General features: G+C 62.2%; 15 protein-coding genes. 8 read left to right on the top strand and 7 right to left on the bottom strand.

Annotated features, from left to right (window positions below):
• Positions 1 to 2 precede the first annotated feature (2 nt).
• A complete protein-coding gene (locus tag RQP55_RS04625; protein ID WP_315609023.1) occupies positions 3 to 779 on the top strand; it encodes an SDR family NAD(P)-dependent oxidoreductase in 777 nt (258 codons plus the stop codon).
• On the opposite strand, the gene RQP55_RS04620 is transcribed toward RQP55_RS04625, so the two are convergent.
• From RQP55_RS04620 to cysD, 3 genes are all read right to left on the bottom strand, one after another.
• A complete protein-coding gene (locus RQP55_RS04620; RefSeq protein WP_315609022.1) occupies positions 776 to 1,498 on the bottom strand; it encodes a 3'(2'),5'-bisphosphate nucleotidase CysQ in 723 nt (240 codons plus the stop codon). The two genes, RQP55_RS04625 and RQP55_RS04620, sit on opposite strands and share 4 nt — an antisense overlap.
• A 100-nt stretch (positions 1,499 to 1,598) precedes the next feature.
• A complete protein-coding gene (gene cysN, locus RQP55_RS04615; protein ID WP_315609021.1) occupies positions 1,599 to 3,506 on the bottom strand; it encodes a sulfate adenylyltransferase subunit CysN in 1,908 nt (635 codons plus the stop codon).
• Positions 3,506 to 4,420: a sulfate adenylyltransferase subunit CysD gene (cysD, locus tag RQP55_RS04610; protein ID WP_315609020.1), complete on the bottom strand. Its 915-nt coding sequence runs from the start codon at positions 4,418 to 4,420 to the stop codon at positions 3,506 to 3,508. The genes cysN and cysD overlap by 1 nt, the downstream gene beginning before the upstream one ends.
• 135 nt (positions 4,421 to 4,555) lie before the next feature.
• On the opposite strand from cysD, the gene RQP55_RS04605 reads away from it, so the two are divergent.
• From RQP55_RS04605 to RQP55_RS04580, 6 genes are all read left to right on the top strand, one after another.
• Positions 4,556 to 5,296, top strand: coding sequence for an SDR family oxidoreductase (locus RQP55_RS04605; protein ID WP_315609019.1), 741 nt, complete (start codon positions 4,556 to 4,558; stop codon positions 5,294 to 5,296).
• 277 nt (positions 5,297 to 5,573) lie between these two features.
• Positions 5,574 to 6,029 (top strand): hypothetical protein, encoded by a 456-nt coding sequence (locus tag RQP55_RS04600; RefSeq protein WP_315609018.1) that lies wholly within the window; start codon positions 5,574 to 5,576, stop codon positions 6,027 to 6,029.
• 98 nt (positions 6,030 to 6,127) lie between these two features.
• Positions 6,128 to 6,571 carry a MarR family transcriptional regulator gene (locus RQP55_RS04595; protein WP_315609017.1) on the top strand — a complete coding sequence of 148 codons (444 nt, stop codon included), beginning with the start codon at positions 6,128 to 6,130 and terminating at the stop codon, positions 6,569 to 6,571.
• Positions 6,564 to 7,631, top strand: a complete 1,068-nt coding sequence (locus RQP55_RS04590; protein WP_315609016.1) for an HlyD family secretion protein — start codon at positions 6,564 to 6,566, stop codon at positions 7,629 to 7,631. The genes RQP55_RS04595 and RQP55_RS04590 overlap by 8 nt, the downstream gene beginning before the upstream one ends.
• A 4-nt stretch (positions 7,632 to 7,635) precedes the next feature.
• Positions 7,636 to 9,189 (top strand): DHA2 family efflux MFS transporter permease subunit, encoded by a 1,554-nt coding sequence (locus RQP55_RS04585; RefSeq protein WP_315609015.1) that lies wholly within the window; start codon positions 7,636 to 7,638, stop codon positions 9,187 to 9,189.
• Positions 9,190 to 9,272: 83 nt separating this feature from the next.
• Positions 9,273 to 10,736 (top strand): ATP-binding protein, encoded by a 1,464-nt coding sequence (locus tag RQP55_RS04580; protein WP_315609014.1) that lies wholly within the window; start codon positions 9,273 to 9,275, stop codon positions 10,734 to 10,736.
• A 12-nt stretch (positions 10,737 to 10,748) separates the two neighbouring features.
• On the opposite strand, the gene RQP55_RS04575 is transcribed toward RQP55_RS04580, so the two are convergent.
• The 4 genes from RQP55_RS04575 to RQP55_RS04560 all read right to left on the bottom strand — a co-directional run bounded on the left by RQP55_RS04575 (position 10,749) and on the right by RQP55_RS04560 (position 16,469).
• On the bottom strand, positions 10,749 to 11,735 hold the full coding sequence (locus tag RQP55_RS04575; protein ID WP_315609013.1) for an aldo/keto reductase: 987 nt from the start codon (positions 11,733 to 11,735) through the stop codon (positions 10,749 to 10,751).
• Between the two features lie 95 nt (positions 11,736 to 11,830).
• Positions 11,831 to 13,690 carry an acetyl/propionyl/methylcrotonyl-CoA carboxylase subunit alpha gene (locus tag RQP55_RS04570; protein WP_315609012.1) on the bottom strand — a complete coding sequence of 620 codons (1,860 nt, stop codon included), beginning with the start codon at positions 13,688 to 13,690 and terminating at the stop codon, positions 11,831 to 11,833.
• Positions 13,691 to 13,701: 11 nt separating this feature from the next.
• On the bottom strand, positions 13,702 to 15,303 hold the full coding sequence (locus RQP55_RS04565) for a carboxyl transferase domain-containing protein (RefSeq protein ID WP_315609011.1): 1,602 nt from the start codon (positions 15,301 to 15,303) through the stop codon (positions 13,702 to 13,704).
• The gene (locus tag RQP55_RS04560; protein WP_315609010.1) at positions 15,303 to 16,469 is read right to left on the bottom strand and encodes an isovaleryl-CoA dehydrogenase; all 1,167 of its coding nucleotides are present in this window, start codon (positions 16,467 to 16,469) and stop codon (positions 15,303 to 15,305) included. The genes RQP55_RS04565 and RQP55_RS04560 overlap by 1 nt, the downstream gene beginning before the upstream one ends.
• Positions 16,470 to 16,559: 90 nt before the next feature.
• Between RQP55_RS04560 and RQP55_RS04555 the strand changes: the two genes are divergently transcribed.
• A complete protein-coding gene (locus RQP55_RS04555) occupies positions 16,560 to 17,426 on the top strand; it encodes a LysR family transcriptional regulator (protein ID WP_315609009.1) in 867 nt (288 codons plus the stop codon).
• The last annotated feature ends 208 nt before the right edge of the window (positions 17,427 to 17,634 follow it).

The following is a 17,634-nucleotide window of genomic DNA, read 5'->3' as shown; positions in this document are numbered from 1 at the left end:
GCATGACCACAGTCCCCCAGTTTGATCTGACCGGCCGCGTGGCGCTGGTGACCGGCGCGTCATCGGGCTTTGGCGCGCACTTCTCGCGGTTGCTGGCGGCGGCTGGGGCAGCCGTGGTGATGGGCGCCCGGCGGGCAGACCGACTGGCGGCGCTGGAGGCCGAAATCAAGGCGTCGGGCGGCAAGGCGCTGGCCGTCTCACTCGACGTAGCCGACGAAGCAGCAACGATCGCCGCCTATGATGCAGCCGAAGCCGCGTTTGGCACCGTCGATACGATCGTGGCCAATGCCGGGATCGCCGATGACCAACTGGCGCTCAAGGTCGATATGGATTCGTTTGACCGGGTGATCGCCACCAACCTGCGCGGGCCGTTCCTGACCGTGCGCGAAGGGGCCAAGCGGCTGATCGCCGCCGGCAGCCAGGAAAAGGAAAACGGCCGCGTGGTAATCATCGGTTCGGTCACCTCGAAAAAGGCCTTCCCCGGCTCCACCCCCTATTCCGCGACCAAGGCCGGGGTCACCCAGATGGCGCGGCTGATGGCGCGCGAATGGGCCCGCAAGGGAATCAACGTCAACGTGATCGAACCAGGCTATTTCCCGACCGAGATCACCGGTGAGCTGATGGAGAGCGAAATGGGCGACATCCTGCTCAAGACCTTCGCCCGCCGCCGCTGGTGCGAAATCCCGGCGATGGACGTGCCGCTGCTTTACCTCTGTTCCGACCTGTCGCGTTACGTCACCGGCAGCACGATCACCGTCGACGACGGGCAGCTGCTCTAAAGCTTCGCCAGCGCGGAAAAGACCGGCTGGACCCACTCCTGCCGGCAAATCAGCAGATCGGGCAGATAGGGATTGGCCTGGTTGTAGACCAGCGGGCTGCCATCCAGCCGCGAGACGTGCAGGCCATGCGCCGCCGCCACGGCGGCCGGGGCGCAATTGTCCCACTCATACTGTCCGCCACTGTGCAGATAGATTTCGGCTTGCCCCAGCACGACGGCCATCGCCTTGGCCCCGGCGCTGCCCATCGACACGAGTTCGGCGCCAAGCATTTCCGCCACGGCCAACGCCTCGCGCGGGGGGCGGGTGCGGCTAACCAGCATGCGCGGCGGGTCCTGGACCGGCGGCAAGGGCTGCGGGTTGCCGCTCGACAGCGTCACCCCCTGCCCCGGCAGCGCAACCGCCCCGACACGAGCGACCCCATCGATCGCCAGCGCGACATGCACCGCCCAGTCACTGCGGTCCTCGCCGTATTCACGCGTGCCATCGAGCGGATCGACGATCCAGACGCGTGACTTGTCCAGCCGGACGGCGTTGTCCTTTTCCTCCTCGGAGAGCAGCCCGTCGTCCGGCCGCTCACGCCGCAGCGCCTCTACCAGCAGGGTATTGGCAAGCCGGTCACCCTCGGCACCGATCCGAGGGCCGAGTTCGGCGCGGTCGAGTCCGAGCAGCAGTTCGCCAGCCTGCGTGGCGAGAATTGTCGCCAGATCCGCGTCAGTCACGCCAACTTCCTCCTACCCGTTCGTGTCGAGCGAAGTCGAGACACATGACGCGTGGTGTCTCGACTTCGCTCGACACGAACGGAAGTTGAGAATCTGATCATCATTTGAGCGGCATGATCGCGCGGATGATGGTATCCGCCGCCTCATCAACGGTCATCTCCACCGTGTTCACGCGGATCTCCGGATGCTCGGGCGGCTCATAGGGGCTGTCGACCCCGGTGAAGTTCTTGAGCGCACCGCTGCGGGCCTTCTTGTAAAGTCCCTTCACGTCGCGCGCCTCGGCCACTTCGAGCGGTGTGTCGACGAAGATTTCGATGAACTCCCCCTCGGGCAACATCGCGCGGACCATGTCGCGCTCCGCGCGGAACGGACTGATGAAGGCGGTCAGCACGATCAGCCCGGCATCGGCCATCAGCTTGGCCACTTCACCCACACGGCGGATATTCTCGATCCGATCCGTCTCGGTAAAGCCAAGATCCTTGTTGAGCCCGTGGCGGACGTTATCGCCATCGAGCAGGAATGTGTGGCGGTTCATCAGGTTGAGACGCTTTTCGACCGCATTGGCGATCGTGCTCTTGCCCGAACCGGACAGGCCGGTGAACCAAAGGACCCGCGGCTTCTGGTTCTTGAGCGCAGCGTGATCGTCTCGCTTGATATCGGTCGGCTGCCAGTGGACATTCTGCGCACGGCGCAGGCTAAAGTTCAGCATGCCCGCCGCAACCGTGCGATTGGTCAGCTTGTCGATCAGGATGAAGCCACCCAAGGCCTTGCTCTGCGCATAGGGCTCAAACACAATCGGCCGGTCAGTCGTCAGTTCGGCAATACCGATGGCGTTAAGATCCAGCGTCTTGACGGCAATGTGTTCCAAACTGTTGACGTTGATCGCATACTTGGGCTGCTGGACAGTGGCCGATACAGTTTGCGTGCCCAGTTTGAGCCAATAACCGCGCCCTGGCAGGAGCGGCTGGTCATCCATCCACACCACCGTCGCCTCGAACTGGTCTGCCACTTCGGGAGGCGCATCGGCCGTCGCGATAACGTCCCCACGGGAGCAGTCGATTTCATCGGCAAAGGTCAAGGTAACGGATTCGCCGGCGACCGCCTGGTCGCGATCTCCATCCGCTGCGACTACGCGGGCAATGGTGGTGGTGCGGCCCGAAGGCAGGACCCGTACCGCATCGCCCGGCCGCACGATGCCGCTGGAAATCTGTCCGGCAAATCCCCGGAAATCCAGATTCGGGCGATTGACCCACTGCACCGGCAGTCGCAGCGGTGCAGCCTGCTGGGCGCCGCGTTCCAGCGAAACCGTTTCAAGATGGTTGATTAACGCCGACCCGGAATACCAGGGCGTATTGGCCGAGCGATCGGTAACATTGTCACCCTTGAACCCCGAAATCGGGATCGCAGCGAAACCTTCCACTCCGATCGAGGTCGCAAAGGTGGCATAATCCGCCACGATCTCGTCAAACCGGGCCTGGCTATAGTCGACCAGGTCCATCTTGTTCACCGCCAGCACGAAGTGACGAATGCCAAGCAAGTGGCAGAGATAGGAATGTCGCCGCGTCTGGGCCAGCACGCCTTTGCGCGCATCAATCAGGATCACGGCCAAGTCAGCCGTACTGGCACCAGTCACCATATTGCGGGTATACTGCTCGTGCCCCGGGCAATCGGCGACGATGAACTTGCGCTTCTCGGTCGTGAAGAAGCGATAGGCGACGTCGATCGTGATGCCCTGTTCGCGTTCCGCCGCCAGGCCATCAACCAGCAGGGCAAAGTCGATCTCCTGCCCCTGAGTGCCGACCCGCTTTGAATCCGCCTCCAGCGCGGAAAGCTGATCGTCGAAGATCATCTTGCTGTCATACAGCAACCGCCCGATCAGCGTGGACTTCCCATCGTCAACCGATCCACAGGTTATGAACCGCAGCAGGTCCTTGTCGCGGTGGCGGGCGAGATAGCCTTCGATATCTTCGGCGATGGCCGTTTCGGGCGTGTAAGCGGGGCGGGTCATCAGAAGTACCCCTCCTGCTTCTTCTTCTCCATCGATGCGCTGCCGCCGTCCTTGTCGATCACCCGACCCTGGCGTTCAGACGTGGTGGTAAGCAGGGTTTCGCGGATCACGTCAGTCAGCGTTGCTGCCTCACTTTCAACCGCACCGGTCAGCGGGAAGCAACCGAGCGTGCGGAAGCGGATCGAGCGTTCAGTCGTCGGCAGCTTTCGGCCCAGCACGCGTTCCAGCCGCTCAAGATCATCGGCCATGAACAGTTGCCCGTCCCATTCATAGGTCGGGCGGGGCGCGGCGAAATAGAGCGGGACGATCTCGATCCCCTCCTGCTGGATGTATTGCCAGATATCGAGCTCGGTCCAGTTGGAGATCGGGAAGACCCGGATCGATTCGCCCTTATGCTTCCGGGCGTTGTAGAGGTTCCACAGCTCGGGCCGTTGGTTCTTGGGGTCCCAGCCATGGCTGGCCGTGCGGAACGAGAAAATTCGTTCCTTGGCCCGGCTCTTTTCCTCATCGCGCCGCGCGCCGCCGAAGGCCGCGTCGAAGCCGTAATGATCGAGTGCCTGCTTGAGCCCTTCCGTCTTCCACATATCGGTGTGGAGCGGGCCGTGGTCGAAGGGGTTGATACCCCGTTCTTGCGCATCGGGATTGTGCCAGACCAGCAGGTCCATCCCCGCTGCCTGCGCCGCCTTTTCGCGCAGGGCGTACATGTCGCGAAATTTCCAGGTGGTATCGACATGAAGCAGCGGAAACGGCGGCGGGGCCGGGTAAAAGGCCTTTTTCGCGAGATGCAGCATCACCGCGGAATCCTTGCCGATCGAATAAAGCATGACCGGACGCTCAGCCTCAGCCATCACTTCGCGCATGATGTGGATCGCCTCGGCCTCAAGCCGATCGAGGTGAGTCAGGGACTTGGTCATGCCGGTTCCCCTGTCAGAGCCCCCCGTGCCGAGCAACGAAGATCATCTTTGCCCGGCCCTATTGCCATTTTCCAGCCCGGTTGCGCCGCGCTCCACAACCGGGCAGTCTGCTGCGCCAAGGGAGAGAGCAAAAGCATGATGGATCCGCTGTTCGATTTCACCGGCAAGGTTGTGCTTGTCACCGGTGGCAGCAGGGGCCTGGGCTATCACATGGTCAAGGCCTTTGCTGAGCGTGGCGCCGATGTAATCATCGCCAGCCGCAAATTGGAAAATTGCGAAAAGGTGGCTGTAGAATGTCGCGCGCTCGGCCGCCGCGCCATGCCCTTTGCCATGCACGCCGGGCGCTGGGCCGATTGTGATGCGCTGGTCGAGGCCGTCTATGCCGCGTTCGGACGGATCGACATTCTGATCAACAATGCCGGCATGTCACCCGCCTGCGCCAGCCACGAAATGTCGGAAAGCCTGTTCGATTCGGTGCTCAACCTGAACTTCAAGGGGCCGTTTCGCCTGGCCAGCCAGGTGGCGCACCGGATGAACCAGGCGGACGGTGGCTGCATCATCAACATCAGTTCGATCGCTTCGCTTCAGCCCGCGCCGCAGGTTGTGCCCTATGGCGGGGCCAAAGCCGCGCTCAATGCCATGAGCATTTCACTGGCCCGCGAATATGCACCCAAAGTGCGGGTCAACACGATCGCACCGGGGCCGTTCCTGACCGACATTGCCGAGGCCTGGACCGCCGAAAAGCGTGAAGTTCAGCCAGTGGCCATGGGCCGCCCGGGCTATCCCGAAGAGATTGTTACCGCCGCCCTGATGCTGGCCAGTTCGCACAGCTCATACACCACCGGCGCGCTGGTCAGGGTCGATGGGGGACAGTGATTGCGCCGGACCGGTAATTGTATGAAACGTTAGCATTCCTGACATCAGACGGCACTTCTCGGCAATCCTAAATAGAGGATAACACCAAGCTTCACGCCGAAACTTAGCTGGTATGTTACTGTTTTCACGCAGGCGCTTGGAAATCAGCGATAAATTTTGCCCAGAATGAGCGCTTAGCATCCTCAATGCGTCGTTGAATGCTAGATATGGTCGTTCACAAGCGCAGTGAGGGCCGTGCAACAGCACCGCGAAACAACTGCCGACCTGCAGGAAACGCATGAGCGAAGCCGATTCTACCAAAGCGAGCAGACTCGTCGCGTCGCATTTTGCCAAGTATTCTACAGACCTGATTGGCTATGCGGCCCGGAAGTATGGCATCTCGATCGAGGACATGGCCATCCTGGGTTTGGTCTTTGCCGAGAGCACCCGGCCAATCCGCGAAGACACATACCTGGCATCAAAGTTCGGTTTTGAAGACCGGGTCCTGCCTGACGAGTATCGGCTTTCGGTCAATCTCAAGTTCGTGCACACCTCCCTTGGGCTGAGCCGGGAAACGACCCGAAGGAAACTGGAGCGCCTTGTCGCTCGTGGATTTTTGGCGCGGATTAACGGCGGTTACATTTTTCCGACCCCGCAGAACCGGGTAGACTTTTCAAAGGGTTTCCGCGCCACGCTGGTCAAAAGCATCGAAGCAATTGCAGCCCAGGCCAACCGCCCCCGGTCACCGGATTAAACCTGCGGACTGTGGTGATGGCGGCGCGTCTTAGCGATGCCCCCAACAGCAATACCAGCCATTGACGTAATAAGCCTGTATATTATATCGGGGTCTCCATGATCCCGACGACCTATCTGCTGAGCGACACCGCGCGCCTGCTGCGCAAGGCCTTTGACAGCCGGGTGCGGCAGCTGGGCATGACCAGCCCGCAGGCGCGCCTGCTGCTGATCCTTTCGCACAGCGAGGGTGAGAACCAGGCGTTCTATGCCGAGCGGCTGGAAGTAGAGCCCATTTCACTCGCCCGGATGCTGGACCGGATGGAAGAATCCGGCCGCGTCGAACGGCGCCCTGACCCGGCCGACCGGCGCGCCTGGCGGGTCTATCTGACCGATTCCGGTCAGGAGATCATTGGCCAGGTGCACCAATGCCTGAACGGACTTGAGGAAGAGATGCTGTTCAGTCTGGATCAGGCCCAGCGCGACACCCTCGCCGGCCTACTTGAGACTATTCGAGGCAATCTCACCAGCGCGCGCGCAACCGAAGTGACCGTCAATGGCTGAACAAGACCCCCACATCGAAGTGCCTGCTGAAGCAAAACACGACGCTTCGCCCCCGCGGCGCAACTGGCGACGGCTTTTGGTCATGCTGTCGGTGCCGGCTGCCTTGCTGATTGGCGGGCTGCTTTACTGGCAAAGCCTGCAAGGCCAGGTTTCAACCGACAACGCCTATATCCATGTCGACAAAATATCGGTGAGTTCGGAAGTCAGCGGCAAGATTGTGGAAGTGCTGGTCAAGGAGAACCAACACGTTAACGCTGGCGATCTGCTGTTTCGGATCGACCCGGAAGCGTTCGAACTGCAAATCGCACAAGCAGATGCAGCAGTTGCTGCAGCGGAAGTTAGCCAGATTTCCGCGGCAAGTTCGAGCGCGCTATCCGGTGCCGATATTTCGGCGGCACGGCAGAACATCGCCTTTGCCCGGTCCAACCTGACCCGTCAGGAAGCCTTGGCGCGCGACGGCTTTACCACCAAGGCCGCTCTCGAGGCAGCGCAACACCAGCTGGCCGTGGCCGAAGAGCAATTGCGGCTGGCCCAGGCGAAACAATCGGAAGCTGCCGCCAAGCTGGCTACCGGCAGCGCAATGCCTGGCGTATACCCGCAATTGGCCGCCGCATCGGCGCAACGACGCACGGCCCAGCTTAACCTGCGCCGCACCGAAGTGCGCGCACCTGCCGCCGGGGTCATTGGCCAGGCTGATCGGTTACAGGTGGGCCAGGACATGGTTATGGGCCTGCCTGCGTTAACGCTGGTTGCTGATGGCTCCTATTACATTGAAGCCAATTTCAAGGAAACCGACCTGAATGACATGCGTATCGGCCAACGCGCCGAGATCCGTGTCGATGCTTATCCGGGGCTGGTCCTGAAGGGGCACGTCGCAGCAATTGGCGCCGGCACGGGGAGTGAGTTTTCGGTGCTTCCGGCCCAGAATGCCAGCGGCAACTGGGTAAAGGTGACGCAGCGCGTTCCGGTCCGGATCGCACTGGACCAGGCCAGCCCACGTCAATTGATCGCTGGCCTGTCGGTGAAGACAAAGGTCTTCACCGACAGCAGCAAGCACTGAACTCATGGCCGGGGCGGCAAGCAACGGCTCAGTTTTGGCCGCGGGCGAGGATGTCGCCACACTCCCGGTCGAGAACCCCTACCTCCTAGCGGTGGGGGTCATGCTGGCATCACTGCTGCAAATTCTTGATTCAACGATTGCCAATGTCGCGATCCCGCACATGCAGGCAACGCTGGGGGCCACACCGGATGAGATCAGCTGGGTCCTGACCAGCTATATTGTCGCCGTTGCGATCTGCATGCCGATTACTGGCTGGCTGGCCGACCGGTTCGGCTCACGGCGACTGTTCATCCTTTCGGTGGCCGGGTTCGTGCTCTCTTCGATGCTTTGCGGCATGGCACAAAACATTACCGAGATGGTCATCTTCCGGGCTTTGCAGGGCGCCACCGGTGCCTTCATCTCGCCCCTCAGTCAGACGGCGATGATCGACACCAACAAGCCTTCGCGCCAGTCACAGATGATGGCGGTTTGGGGCATGGGCATCATGATCGGGCCAATCATGGGTCCGATCCTGGGCGGGTGGCTGACTGAAAACTGGAACTGGCGGTCGGTCTTCTACGTCAACGTGCCAGTGGGCATCCTGTCACTCGCCATCCTGATCACGCAGCTGCCGTCGCGTGCCATCCTGAACCGCCGTTTTGACATTACCGGATTCGCATTGCTGGCAGTTACGCTGACCTCGATCCAGCTGCTCCTTGATCGCGGCAACCACATCGACTGGTTCGCCTCGCTTGAAACGTGGATTTATGCCTTTCTGGGCATCTCCGCCGCTTGGATGACGCTGATCCACCTGACGACGTCCCGGGAACCGTTGTTTGATCGCAAGCTGTTCAACGATCCAAACTATGTCTCGGCGATTGCATTGAGCGCGGCGATAGGGGTGGTTATGTTCGCCACGATGGCGCTGCTCCCGCCAATGTTGCAGCGGCTGTTCGGCTATGGCGTGATCGATACCGGTGAGGCGCTTATGCCACGCGGGATCGGCACGCTCATTACCATGCAGCTTTCCGGATACCTCATGCGCAGGGGCGTCGACCCGCGCACAATGATCGCACTGGGCTTCTCGATCGCGGCCCTATCGCTGTGGGAAATGTCGCGTTGGTCGCTCCAAACCGATTACAACCACATCGCCTGGTCCGGCTTTATCCAGGGGATTGGCATGGGCCTGGTTTTCATGCCGATGAACGCCAGCGCATTTGCCACTATCGCCCCGCACCTGCGCACTGACGGGTCAAGCCTGCTGAACTTGTCCCGTTCGATCGGGTCATCGATCGGGATCTCGATCGTCACCGCCATGCTGGCCCGCAACCTGCAAGTCAGCCATTCGGACCTGGCCGTGCATGTCACGCCTTCGTTCATGCAGATCGTGGATTTTTCAACGCTCGACCGTTTCCAGGATGTTGGTGAGGCTGCCTTGCGGATGGTCGATGTGGAGGTGAACCGCCAGGCGGCGATGATCGCCTATCTCGACAATTTCTACCTCATGATGTGGATGACGATCCTAACCGTCCCGCTCGTCGGCTTCATGCGCCGCGCCAACTTGCGGCGAATTGGCTAACAGAGGCGCCGCCTGACCTAAATCTCTGGAAAACACCGGCGGGCAAGTTGGCCCGAATCTATCGCGACCTCTAGGCCCGCCAGGTGAGCGCCCCTATCCAGATCGGTACCGACCAGCACGGCCAGGCCATCAACCTCGATATCGAGGAGCTGCTGGCCACCCGGCTGTTGGTGCAAGGTAACAGCGGTTCGGGCAAATCGCACCTGCTGCGCCGAATTCTGGAAGAGAGCGCCGGGATCGTGCAGCAGATCGTGATCGATCCAGAGGGCGATTTCGTCTCGCTGGCAGAGCTGTTCCCGCACATTGTCGTCGATGGTGCCGCCTATTCGACGCAAGAGTTGACCCGGCTGGCCGCCCGCATCCGCGAGCACCGCGCCTCGGTTGTCCTCGCGCTCGATGGGCTGGAGGTTGAGGCGCAGATGCGCTGCGCCGCGCTGTTCCTCTCCGCGCTGTTCGATGCCCCGCGCGAGCAGTGGTATCCGGCACTGGTGGTGGTGGACGAGGCGCAGGTCTTTGCCCCCGCCATTGCCGGCGAAGTCAGTGACGAGGCGCGCCGGCTAAGCCTGGGAGCAATGACCAACCTGATGTGCCGCGGTCGCAAGCGCGGCCTGGCAGGCGTGGTCGCCACCCAGCGCCTGGCCAAGCTGGCGAAGAATGTCGCCGCCGAGGCATCCAATTTCCTTATGGGGCGGACCTTCCTCGATATCGACATGACCCGCGCGGCTGACCTGCTTGGCATGGAGCGGCGGCAGGCCGAGCAAATCCGCGATCTGGGCCGCGGGCAGTTCCTGGGCCTCGGCCCGGCGATCAGCCGGCGGCCAATTTCGGTGCAGATCGGTTCGGTGCGGACCGGACCAAAATCACTGGTCCAGAAACTGGCCCCGCCGCCTGCCGCCTCTCCAGACGATCTCCATGCCCTGCTCCACGCCGGGCTGCACCTGGATGAGACACTGGTCCGCGTGCCGGAACCGGAGCCGGTACGCCCGGCAATTGACGAACTGATTGAACAGATCGCGCCAGAGCTTCCCGTACCGGCCGCGGATGTCGCTGCCGCGCCAGGCAAGTCGGCAGCCGAAGTCGATGCTGCAATCAATGCCATCCTGCGCGAAATGGCGGCGGAAGAAGGGTGCACCTATCAGCCGACGGCGAAGCTCTATCAGGATTTCACCGTCCGTTGCCGGATGCAGCGCCTGACGGCCGGGCAGGTCGACATGGCGGGCTTCCAACGTCGGTTCGCCATCGCGGTGGCCGGAATTGACGATCCGGACAGTCCCGAAGCGCAGGCGATCCTTCACGCCGGAAGAGTATTGCCCGACGATCTGCTGGCCCCGTTCCTGGCGATTGCTCGCGCTGCACAGGATAGCCGCCCCTGCCCCGACGATGACGAATTGGCCGTCATCTATGGCACCAGCTCACCCGGCCGCATTCGACGCTTGCTGGACCATTACGAAAAGACCGGCCTGATCGTCGTGCGGACCGACTTCAGCGGACGCCGTTCGGTTTCGATCCCCGATCTGGGCTTGGCCACCGAGCCGCTGGAAGCTTGAATCCGCCCGGCGTCAGGAAAATTCTTCTGTAAAGACAGTGCTTTGGGCGGATGCACTATAGCGCGCCCCGGCAACCGTGTGCTGGTTGATCAACCGATCCAGTTCTGTTGCCAGGTCTTCCGGCAAGGACCAGTCCTGCTGCGCAAAATTCTCGGCCAGATGTTCAACATTGGCGGTTCCCGGAATAGCCACGACGTGCTCCCCGCGTGACAGGACCCAGGCAAGGCTCAGCTGCGCCGGGGTCACGCCGTGACTGGCCGCCAGCGCATTGAAGCGATCGACCAGCGCCGCATTGCGTGGCCAGTTGCTTGCATCGAAGCGCGGCATCGTCCGGCGCAGGTCCTTCTCTGCCAGCGCTGCGACGTCACGGACGCCGTTGGCAAGAACCCCGCGCGCGACTGGCGAAAAGGCAACGAAGGCGATGCCCAGTTCGCGGCAGGTATCGAGCACGGCAATTTCCGGGTTGCGCGTCCATAGCGAGTATTCGGTCTGCACAGCCGCGATGGGATGGATCGCATGGGCTTCTCGGATTTGGGCGGCGGACCATTCCGAAACGCCCACCGCGCCGATCTTTCCGGCTGCCATCAGCTCGGCCATTGCCCCCATCATGTCGGCAATTGGCACCTTCGGATCGAAGCGGTGCATGTAGTAAAGATCAACATGGTCAGTCTGCAGCCGCTGGAGCGAGGCATCGATGCTACGGCGAATGCTTTCTGGCGAGCAGTCTATCCCGCGGCCGGGACCTTCGACCACGATCCCCATTTTAGTGGCGAGGAAGAATTCCTGGCGGCGGCCCTTCAGCGCCTTGCCAATCAGGGTTTCGTTATGCCCCAGGCCATAGATGTTGGCCGTGTCGAGATGATCATAACCAAGATCAATGGCGCGGTTGAGCAGCGCCAGGGCATAGTCTTCGGCGGGCGGAACACCATAGGCCCAAGATAGCGACATGCAGCCAAGCCCAATGGGATTTACACGCCGCCCGGCAAGTTTGCGCTGCATTAGAATTGGCCTCCCCGACCCGTTCGGTACTTCGTGTTCCCGCTATGGCCGACCAGGCCGAAGCAATCCAGCCCCGCCATCGGGTGCTCGGCTTGCTAATGATCCTTGGCCTCAATCCTGACGAGCAGCGCTTCGACCTGCACCTGCGCGCCCGGTGCCGCCCGCAGTTCTGCCACCACGCCATCGAACGGAGCGGTCAGGCTGTGCTCCATCTTCATGGCCTCCAGCGTGAGCAGCTTTTGACCCTTGGTCACCGTCTGGCTCTGGCTCACTTCCACGGCGATCACCTTGCCCGGCATGGGAGAGAGGATTTCGCCGTCATGGGTAGACTGGCCGGCGCCGCCCTCGGCGCGCGCAAGGGCATAGCGGCGGGCAAAACCGGCATCGAAGGTCAGCACTTCGCGGGCGGGCTCATCCGCAGCAATCTCTTCCAGCGCGACCACGTGGACGGTGCCGCTGTCATCACGCAAGCGCGCTTCTGCCCGCGGGGCAGCATTGGCACGGAACCCGAACGCGCCCGACCAGGGGCCAATGTCCGGGCTAGCAGCCAGCAGCGCAGCGACTTCGGCCAGCTCTTCCACGTCCGGCTCGGGGGCATGGACCAGCTTATCCAGATCGCGGCCAATCAGCCCGGTATCGACCATACCAGACTGGAAGTCAGGGTGCTCCAGCAGCAGGCCCAGGAACCCGGCATTGGTGCGCACGGGCCAGACCTCGGTCTCGTCCACCCCGGCAAGAAGGCGCTCGATCGCCACTTCGCGCGAGGCCCCATGCGCGACCAGCTTGGCAATCATCGGATCGTAGAAGGGGGAGACCTCGCCGCCTTCTTCAACCCCGGTATCGACCCGCAGGTCATCGCCAAAGCGCAAGTGCTCCAACGGGCCGATCGCTGGCAGAAAGCCCTTGGCTGGATCTTCAGCATAGAGGCGGGCTTCCATCGCCCAGCCGTTGATCGCAAGCTCTTCCTGGCGCAGCGGCAGCGGCTCGCCACTGGCCACGCGCAGCTGCCATTCGACCAGGTCAACCCCGGTGATTTCCTCGGTTACCGGGTGCTCCACTTGCAGGCGAGTGTTCATTTCCATGAACCAGATCCGGTCGGCAGAAAGCTTGCCCGATCCATCGGCGATGAACTCGATCGTCCCGGCGCCTTCATAGTTCACCGCCTTGGCCGCGCGCACGGCGGAAGCGCAAACGGCCTGACGGGTAGCCTCGTCCATGCCCGGCGCGGGGGCTTCTTCAATCACCTTCTGATGGCGGCGCTGGAGCGAGCAATCGCGCTCGAACAGGTGGACTACGTTGCCGTGGCTATCGCCAAATACCTGAACCTCGATGTGGCGGGGTGAGAGGATGTACTTCTCGATCAGCACGTGGGCATTGCCGAAGCTGGCCGCAGCCTCTCGCTGGCACGAGGCGAGTGCGTCAGCGAAGTCAGCCGGTGCTTCGACCAGCCGCATCCCCTTTCCGCCACCGCCGGCCACTGCCTTGATCAGTACCGGATAGCCAATCTCGGCGGCGCGTTCAGCCAGGAAAGCCGGATCCTGGTTCTCACCCAGATAGCCCGGCGTGGTTGGCACGCCAGCCGCCTGCATCAGCTTTTTGGCCGCGTCTTTCAGACCCATCGCATCAATGCTGGCGGGCTTGGGGCCAACCCAGATCAGTCCTGCATCAATCACTGCCTGCGCAAAGGCGGCGTTTTCGGAGAGGAAGCCATAGCCGGGATGGATCGCTTCGGCCCCGGTCGCCTTGGCCGCGGCGATGATCTTCTCGCCCACCAGATAGCTTTCACGCGCCGGGCTGGGGCCGATATGCACTGCCTCATCCGCAAGGCGGACGTGGCGGGCATTGGCATCGGCATCCGAATAGACCGCCACGGTGCGAACGCCCATCTGGCGCGCGGTACGGATGACCCGGCAAGCGATCTCGCCACGGTTGGCGATGAGGAGGCTCTTGATCACATGGTCCTCCATCACATCCGGAACACGCCGAAGGCCGGGCGGTCGGGGATCGGCGCTTCAAGGCTGGCAGCCAGGGCCAGGCCCAGCACGTCGCGAGTCTGGGCGGGATCAATCACCCCGTCATCCCACAGCCGGGCGGTGGCGTAATAGGGATTGCCCTCGTCCTCATATTTCTGGCGGATCGGGTTCTTGAAGGCCTCGGTCTCCTCCGGCGTCCATTTTGCGGCATCGCGGTGAACCGTGGCGAGGACCGATGCGGCCTGTTCGCCGCCCATCACCGAGATGCGGGCATTGGGCCAGGTGAACAGGAAGCGCGGCGAATAGGCGCGGCCGCACATGCCGTAATTGCCCGCGCCAAAGCTGCCGCCGATCACCACGGTGAGCTTGGGGACGTTAGCAGTTGCGACAGCGGTAACCAGCTTGGCGCCGTGCTTGGCGATCCCTTCCGCCTCGTACTTGCCGCCAACCATGAAGCCCGAGATGTTCTGCAGGAACAGCAGCGGGATCTTGCGCTGGCAGGCCAGTTCGATGAAGTGCGCGCCCTTCATGGCGCTTTCGGAAAACAGCACGCCGTTGTTGGCCAGGATCGCCACCGGCATGCCCCAGATGTGGGCAAAGCCGCAGACCAGCGTGCTGCCGTAATGCGCCTTGAACTCGTGGAACTCGCTGCCATCGACCAGCCGGGCGATGACTTCGTGGACATCGTAGGGCGCACGGACATCGTCCGGCACGACCGCATAGAGCTCTTCGGCATCGTAGATCGGCGCACGCGGCTCCTTCAGCGGCAGGCCGTGATCATGACGCGGACCGAGGTGGGAGACGATATCGCGCACGATGGTCAGCGCATGTTCGTCATTCTCGGCCAGGTGATCGACCACACCGCTCTTGCGGGCATGGAGATCGCCCCCGCCCAGATCCTCGGCGCTGATCTCCTCACCGGTCGCGGCTTTCACCAGCGGCGGACCAGCGAGGAAGATCGTGCCTTGATTGCGGACGATCACCGTTTCGTCGCTCATCGCCGGGACATAGGCCCCACCAGCGGTGCAGCTGCCCATCACGCAGGCGATCTGGGGGATGCCCTTGGCGCTCATGTTCGCCTGGTTGAAGAAAATCCGCCCGAAGTGATCGCGATCGGGAAAGACCTCGGCCTGGTGCGGCAGATTGGCCCCGCCGCTGTCGACCAGGTAGATGCAGGGCAAGTGATTGGCCTCGGCTATTTCCTGCGCGCGGAGGTGTTTCTTGACCGTCAGCGGATAATAAGTGCCGCCCTTCACCGTCGCATCATTGGCCACGATCATGCACATCCGGCCCGAAACGCGCCCGATCGCGGTGATGATCCCGGCGCCGGGAATGTCCTCTCCATAAACGCCATTCGCCGCGAGCTGCCCGATTTCAAGCAAGGGCGAGCCCGGATCGAGCAGCCGCTCCACGCGTTCGCGAGGCAGCAGCTTGCCGCGGCCGGTATGACGCTCACGGCTTTTTTCATCCCCGCCCATCGCGGCCTCGGCCACTTTGGCGCGCAGATCGGCGGCCAGCGCGCGGTTATGCGCGACGCGAGCCCGGGCCTGCGGATCGTCGAGGGTCAAAGCGGTTCCGAGGACCGGGGCGCTCATCAGGCGGCCCCGATCAGTTCGCGGCCGATCAGCATCCGGCGGATCTCATTCGTACCGGCACCGATATCGAGCAGCTTGGCATCGCGCAGGTACCGTTCAACCGGCCAGTCCTTGGTATAGCCGGCCCCGCCCAGCGCCTGGACAGCTTCGCCCGCCACCTTGAAGGCGTTCTCGCTGGCCAGCAGGATGGCACCCGCCGCGTCGAAGCGCGTCGTCTGCCCGGCATCGCAGCTCTTCGCCACGGCATAGGTATAGGCGCGGGCCGATTGCAGCGCGACGTACATGTCCGCCACCTTGGCCTGCATCAGCTGGAAGGCGCCGATCGGCTTGCCGAACTGTTTGCGTTCACGCAGGTAGGGGATGACCGTGTCGAGACAGGCCTGCATGATGCCCAGCTGCAGGCCGGCCAGGACGACGCGCTCGTAATCCAGCCCGCTCATCAGCACGCCCACCCCGCCATGCAGCGGGCCCATGATCCGGTCCTCGGGAATGAAGCAATCGTTGAACACCAGCTCGGCCGTGGGGCTGCCGCGCATCCCCATTTTGTCGATCTTCTGACCGATCGAGAAACCTTCATCGCCCTTCTCGATCAGGAAGGCAGTGATCCCGCGGCTTGCGGCTTCCGGCGCGGTCTTGGCATAGACCACCAGCGTATCGGCATAGGTGGCGTTGGTGATCCAGAACTTGGTGCCGTTCAGCACATAGCCGCCTTGCACAGAATCGGCCTTGAGCTTCATCGAGACGACGTCCGATCCCGCCCCGGCCTCGGACATGGCCAGCGACCCGACATGTTCGCCCGAGATCAGCCCCGGCAGATACTTCGCCTTCTGCTCGTCATTGCCCCAGCGACGGATCTGGTTGACGCAAAGATTGGAGTGCGCGCCATAGGACAGACCGATCGAGGCCGAAGCGCGGCTGACTTCCTCTACTGCGATCACATGTTCAAGATAGCCCAGGCCCAGGCCGCCCCATTCCTCTTCCACCGTGATCCCGTGCAGGCCAAGTTCGCCCATCGCCGGCCACAGCTCTGCGCGCGGGAACCAGTCCTCCGCATCAGCCTTCGCGGCCAGCGGCGCGATCTGTTCGTCGGCGAAGCGGGCCGTGACCGCACGAATCATTTCCGCGCTTTCAGGCAGGGCAAAATCGAAATCAGGGGTGGCGCGCATGGCAAACTCTCCAACGTTTAACCGCAGCCTACCCCATCCCATTTGAATGGAAAAACTGGAAATTGTCTGACAGAAGTATAGAATAAACCTATGCTAAGCCGAATTCAGCTCCGCCAGTTCCTGTCTGTGGTCGACACCGGAAGCTTCACCCGCGCCGCAAATGCGCTGAACATCACGCAGCCCTCCCTCTCAAGCGGGATTGCGGAACTGGAGCGCCAGCTCGGAACGCGGCTGTTCATTCGCGAACGGCGACGGATCAGGCTGACCACCGCTGGCAACGAACTGTTACCGCTTGCCCGCTCGATTGAGCGCGATTTTCACGAGGCAGAGAGCCGGGTGGGGAACCTCCCTGTCCCCATTAGACCCTTGAAAGTCGGCGTACTTGATTCTCTTTCAACGGCTTGGCTTGAGGCCATAATCAACCAGTATCGTGGCGAGGAGCCCCTGGAATTGGTCGAAGGTGGGGAACGCGAACTTCTCGCTGCGATCGGCAATGGCTCCATCGACGTAGCGCTCACGCTCGTCCGCGCGGATGACGATTGCGCGCTGTATGAAGAAGATTACTGCCTTGCCCTGCCCAAGTCTCATGTGCTGGCCGACAAGGCCCGGATTGCGCCTGAAGATGTTGCCGGCGAAACCATGATGGCACGCCGATCGTGCGAGATTCTGGCCGACACCAGTCGCTTCTTTACCGAGCACGGCGTGCGGCCGCGCTTTGCCATGCGGTCTGCCAATGACGATCGGGTCATGGCCGCAGTGCGGGCCGGGATTGGCGTTACTGTTGCACCGCGCTCGTTGGGCGGGAGGGGCATTGCCATGGTCGAGATCGATGGCTTCTCCCGCAAACGGACTATCGGCCTTTTGCAAGGCTTGCATAGCAAAGCAGGAACGGCACAGTTGCTGCGCGCACTGCGCTCCACCGCGCCGGATGGACTAAGCCCGCTAGGAGATGGATAGGCACCGACCTGCAGCATGGCCGCAGCAGCAAACCAACCAAACTTACGCGCTGACTGATTGCGTGGCGGAGCGTAGTCGACCGGCATCGAACCTTCTTTTGTGGATGCCGCTCGGTTTGCAAGGATTTTCTGAACTTTTGAACGCGTGATCGAGTGCGGTCTTTTGTCCGGCCTTTCGTTGCGCACTTTTTGGATGTCGCTGGCCGTGA

The organism is Novosphingobium sp. APW14 (assembly GCF_032337075.1).
Lineage (GTDB): Bacteria > Pseudomonadota > Alphaproteobacteria > Sphingomonadales > Sphingomonadaceae > Novosphingobium.
This window is presented reverse-complemented; position numbering and strand designations above follow the sequence as displayed.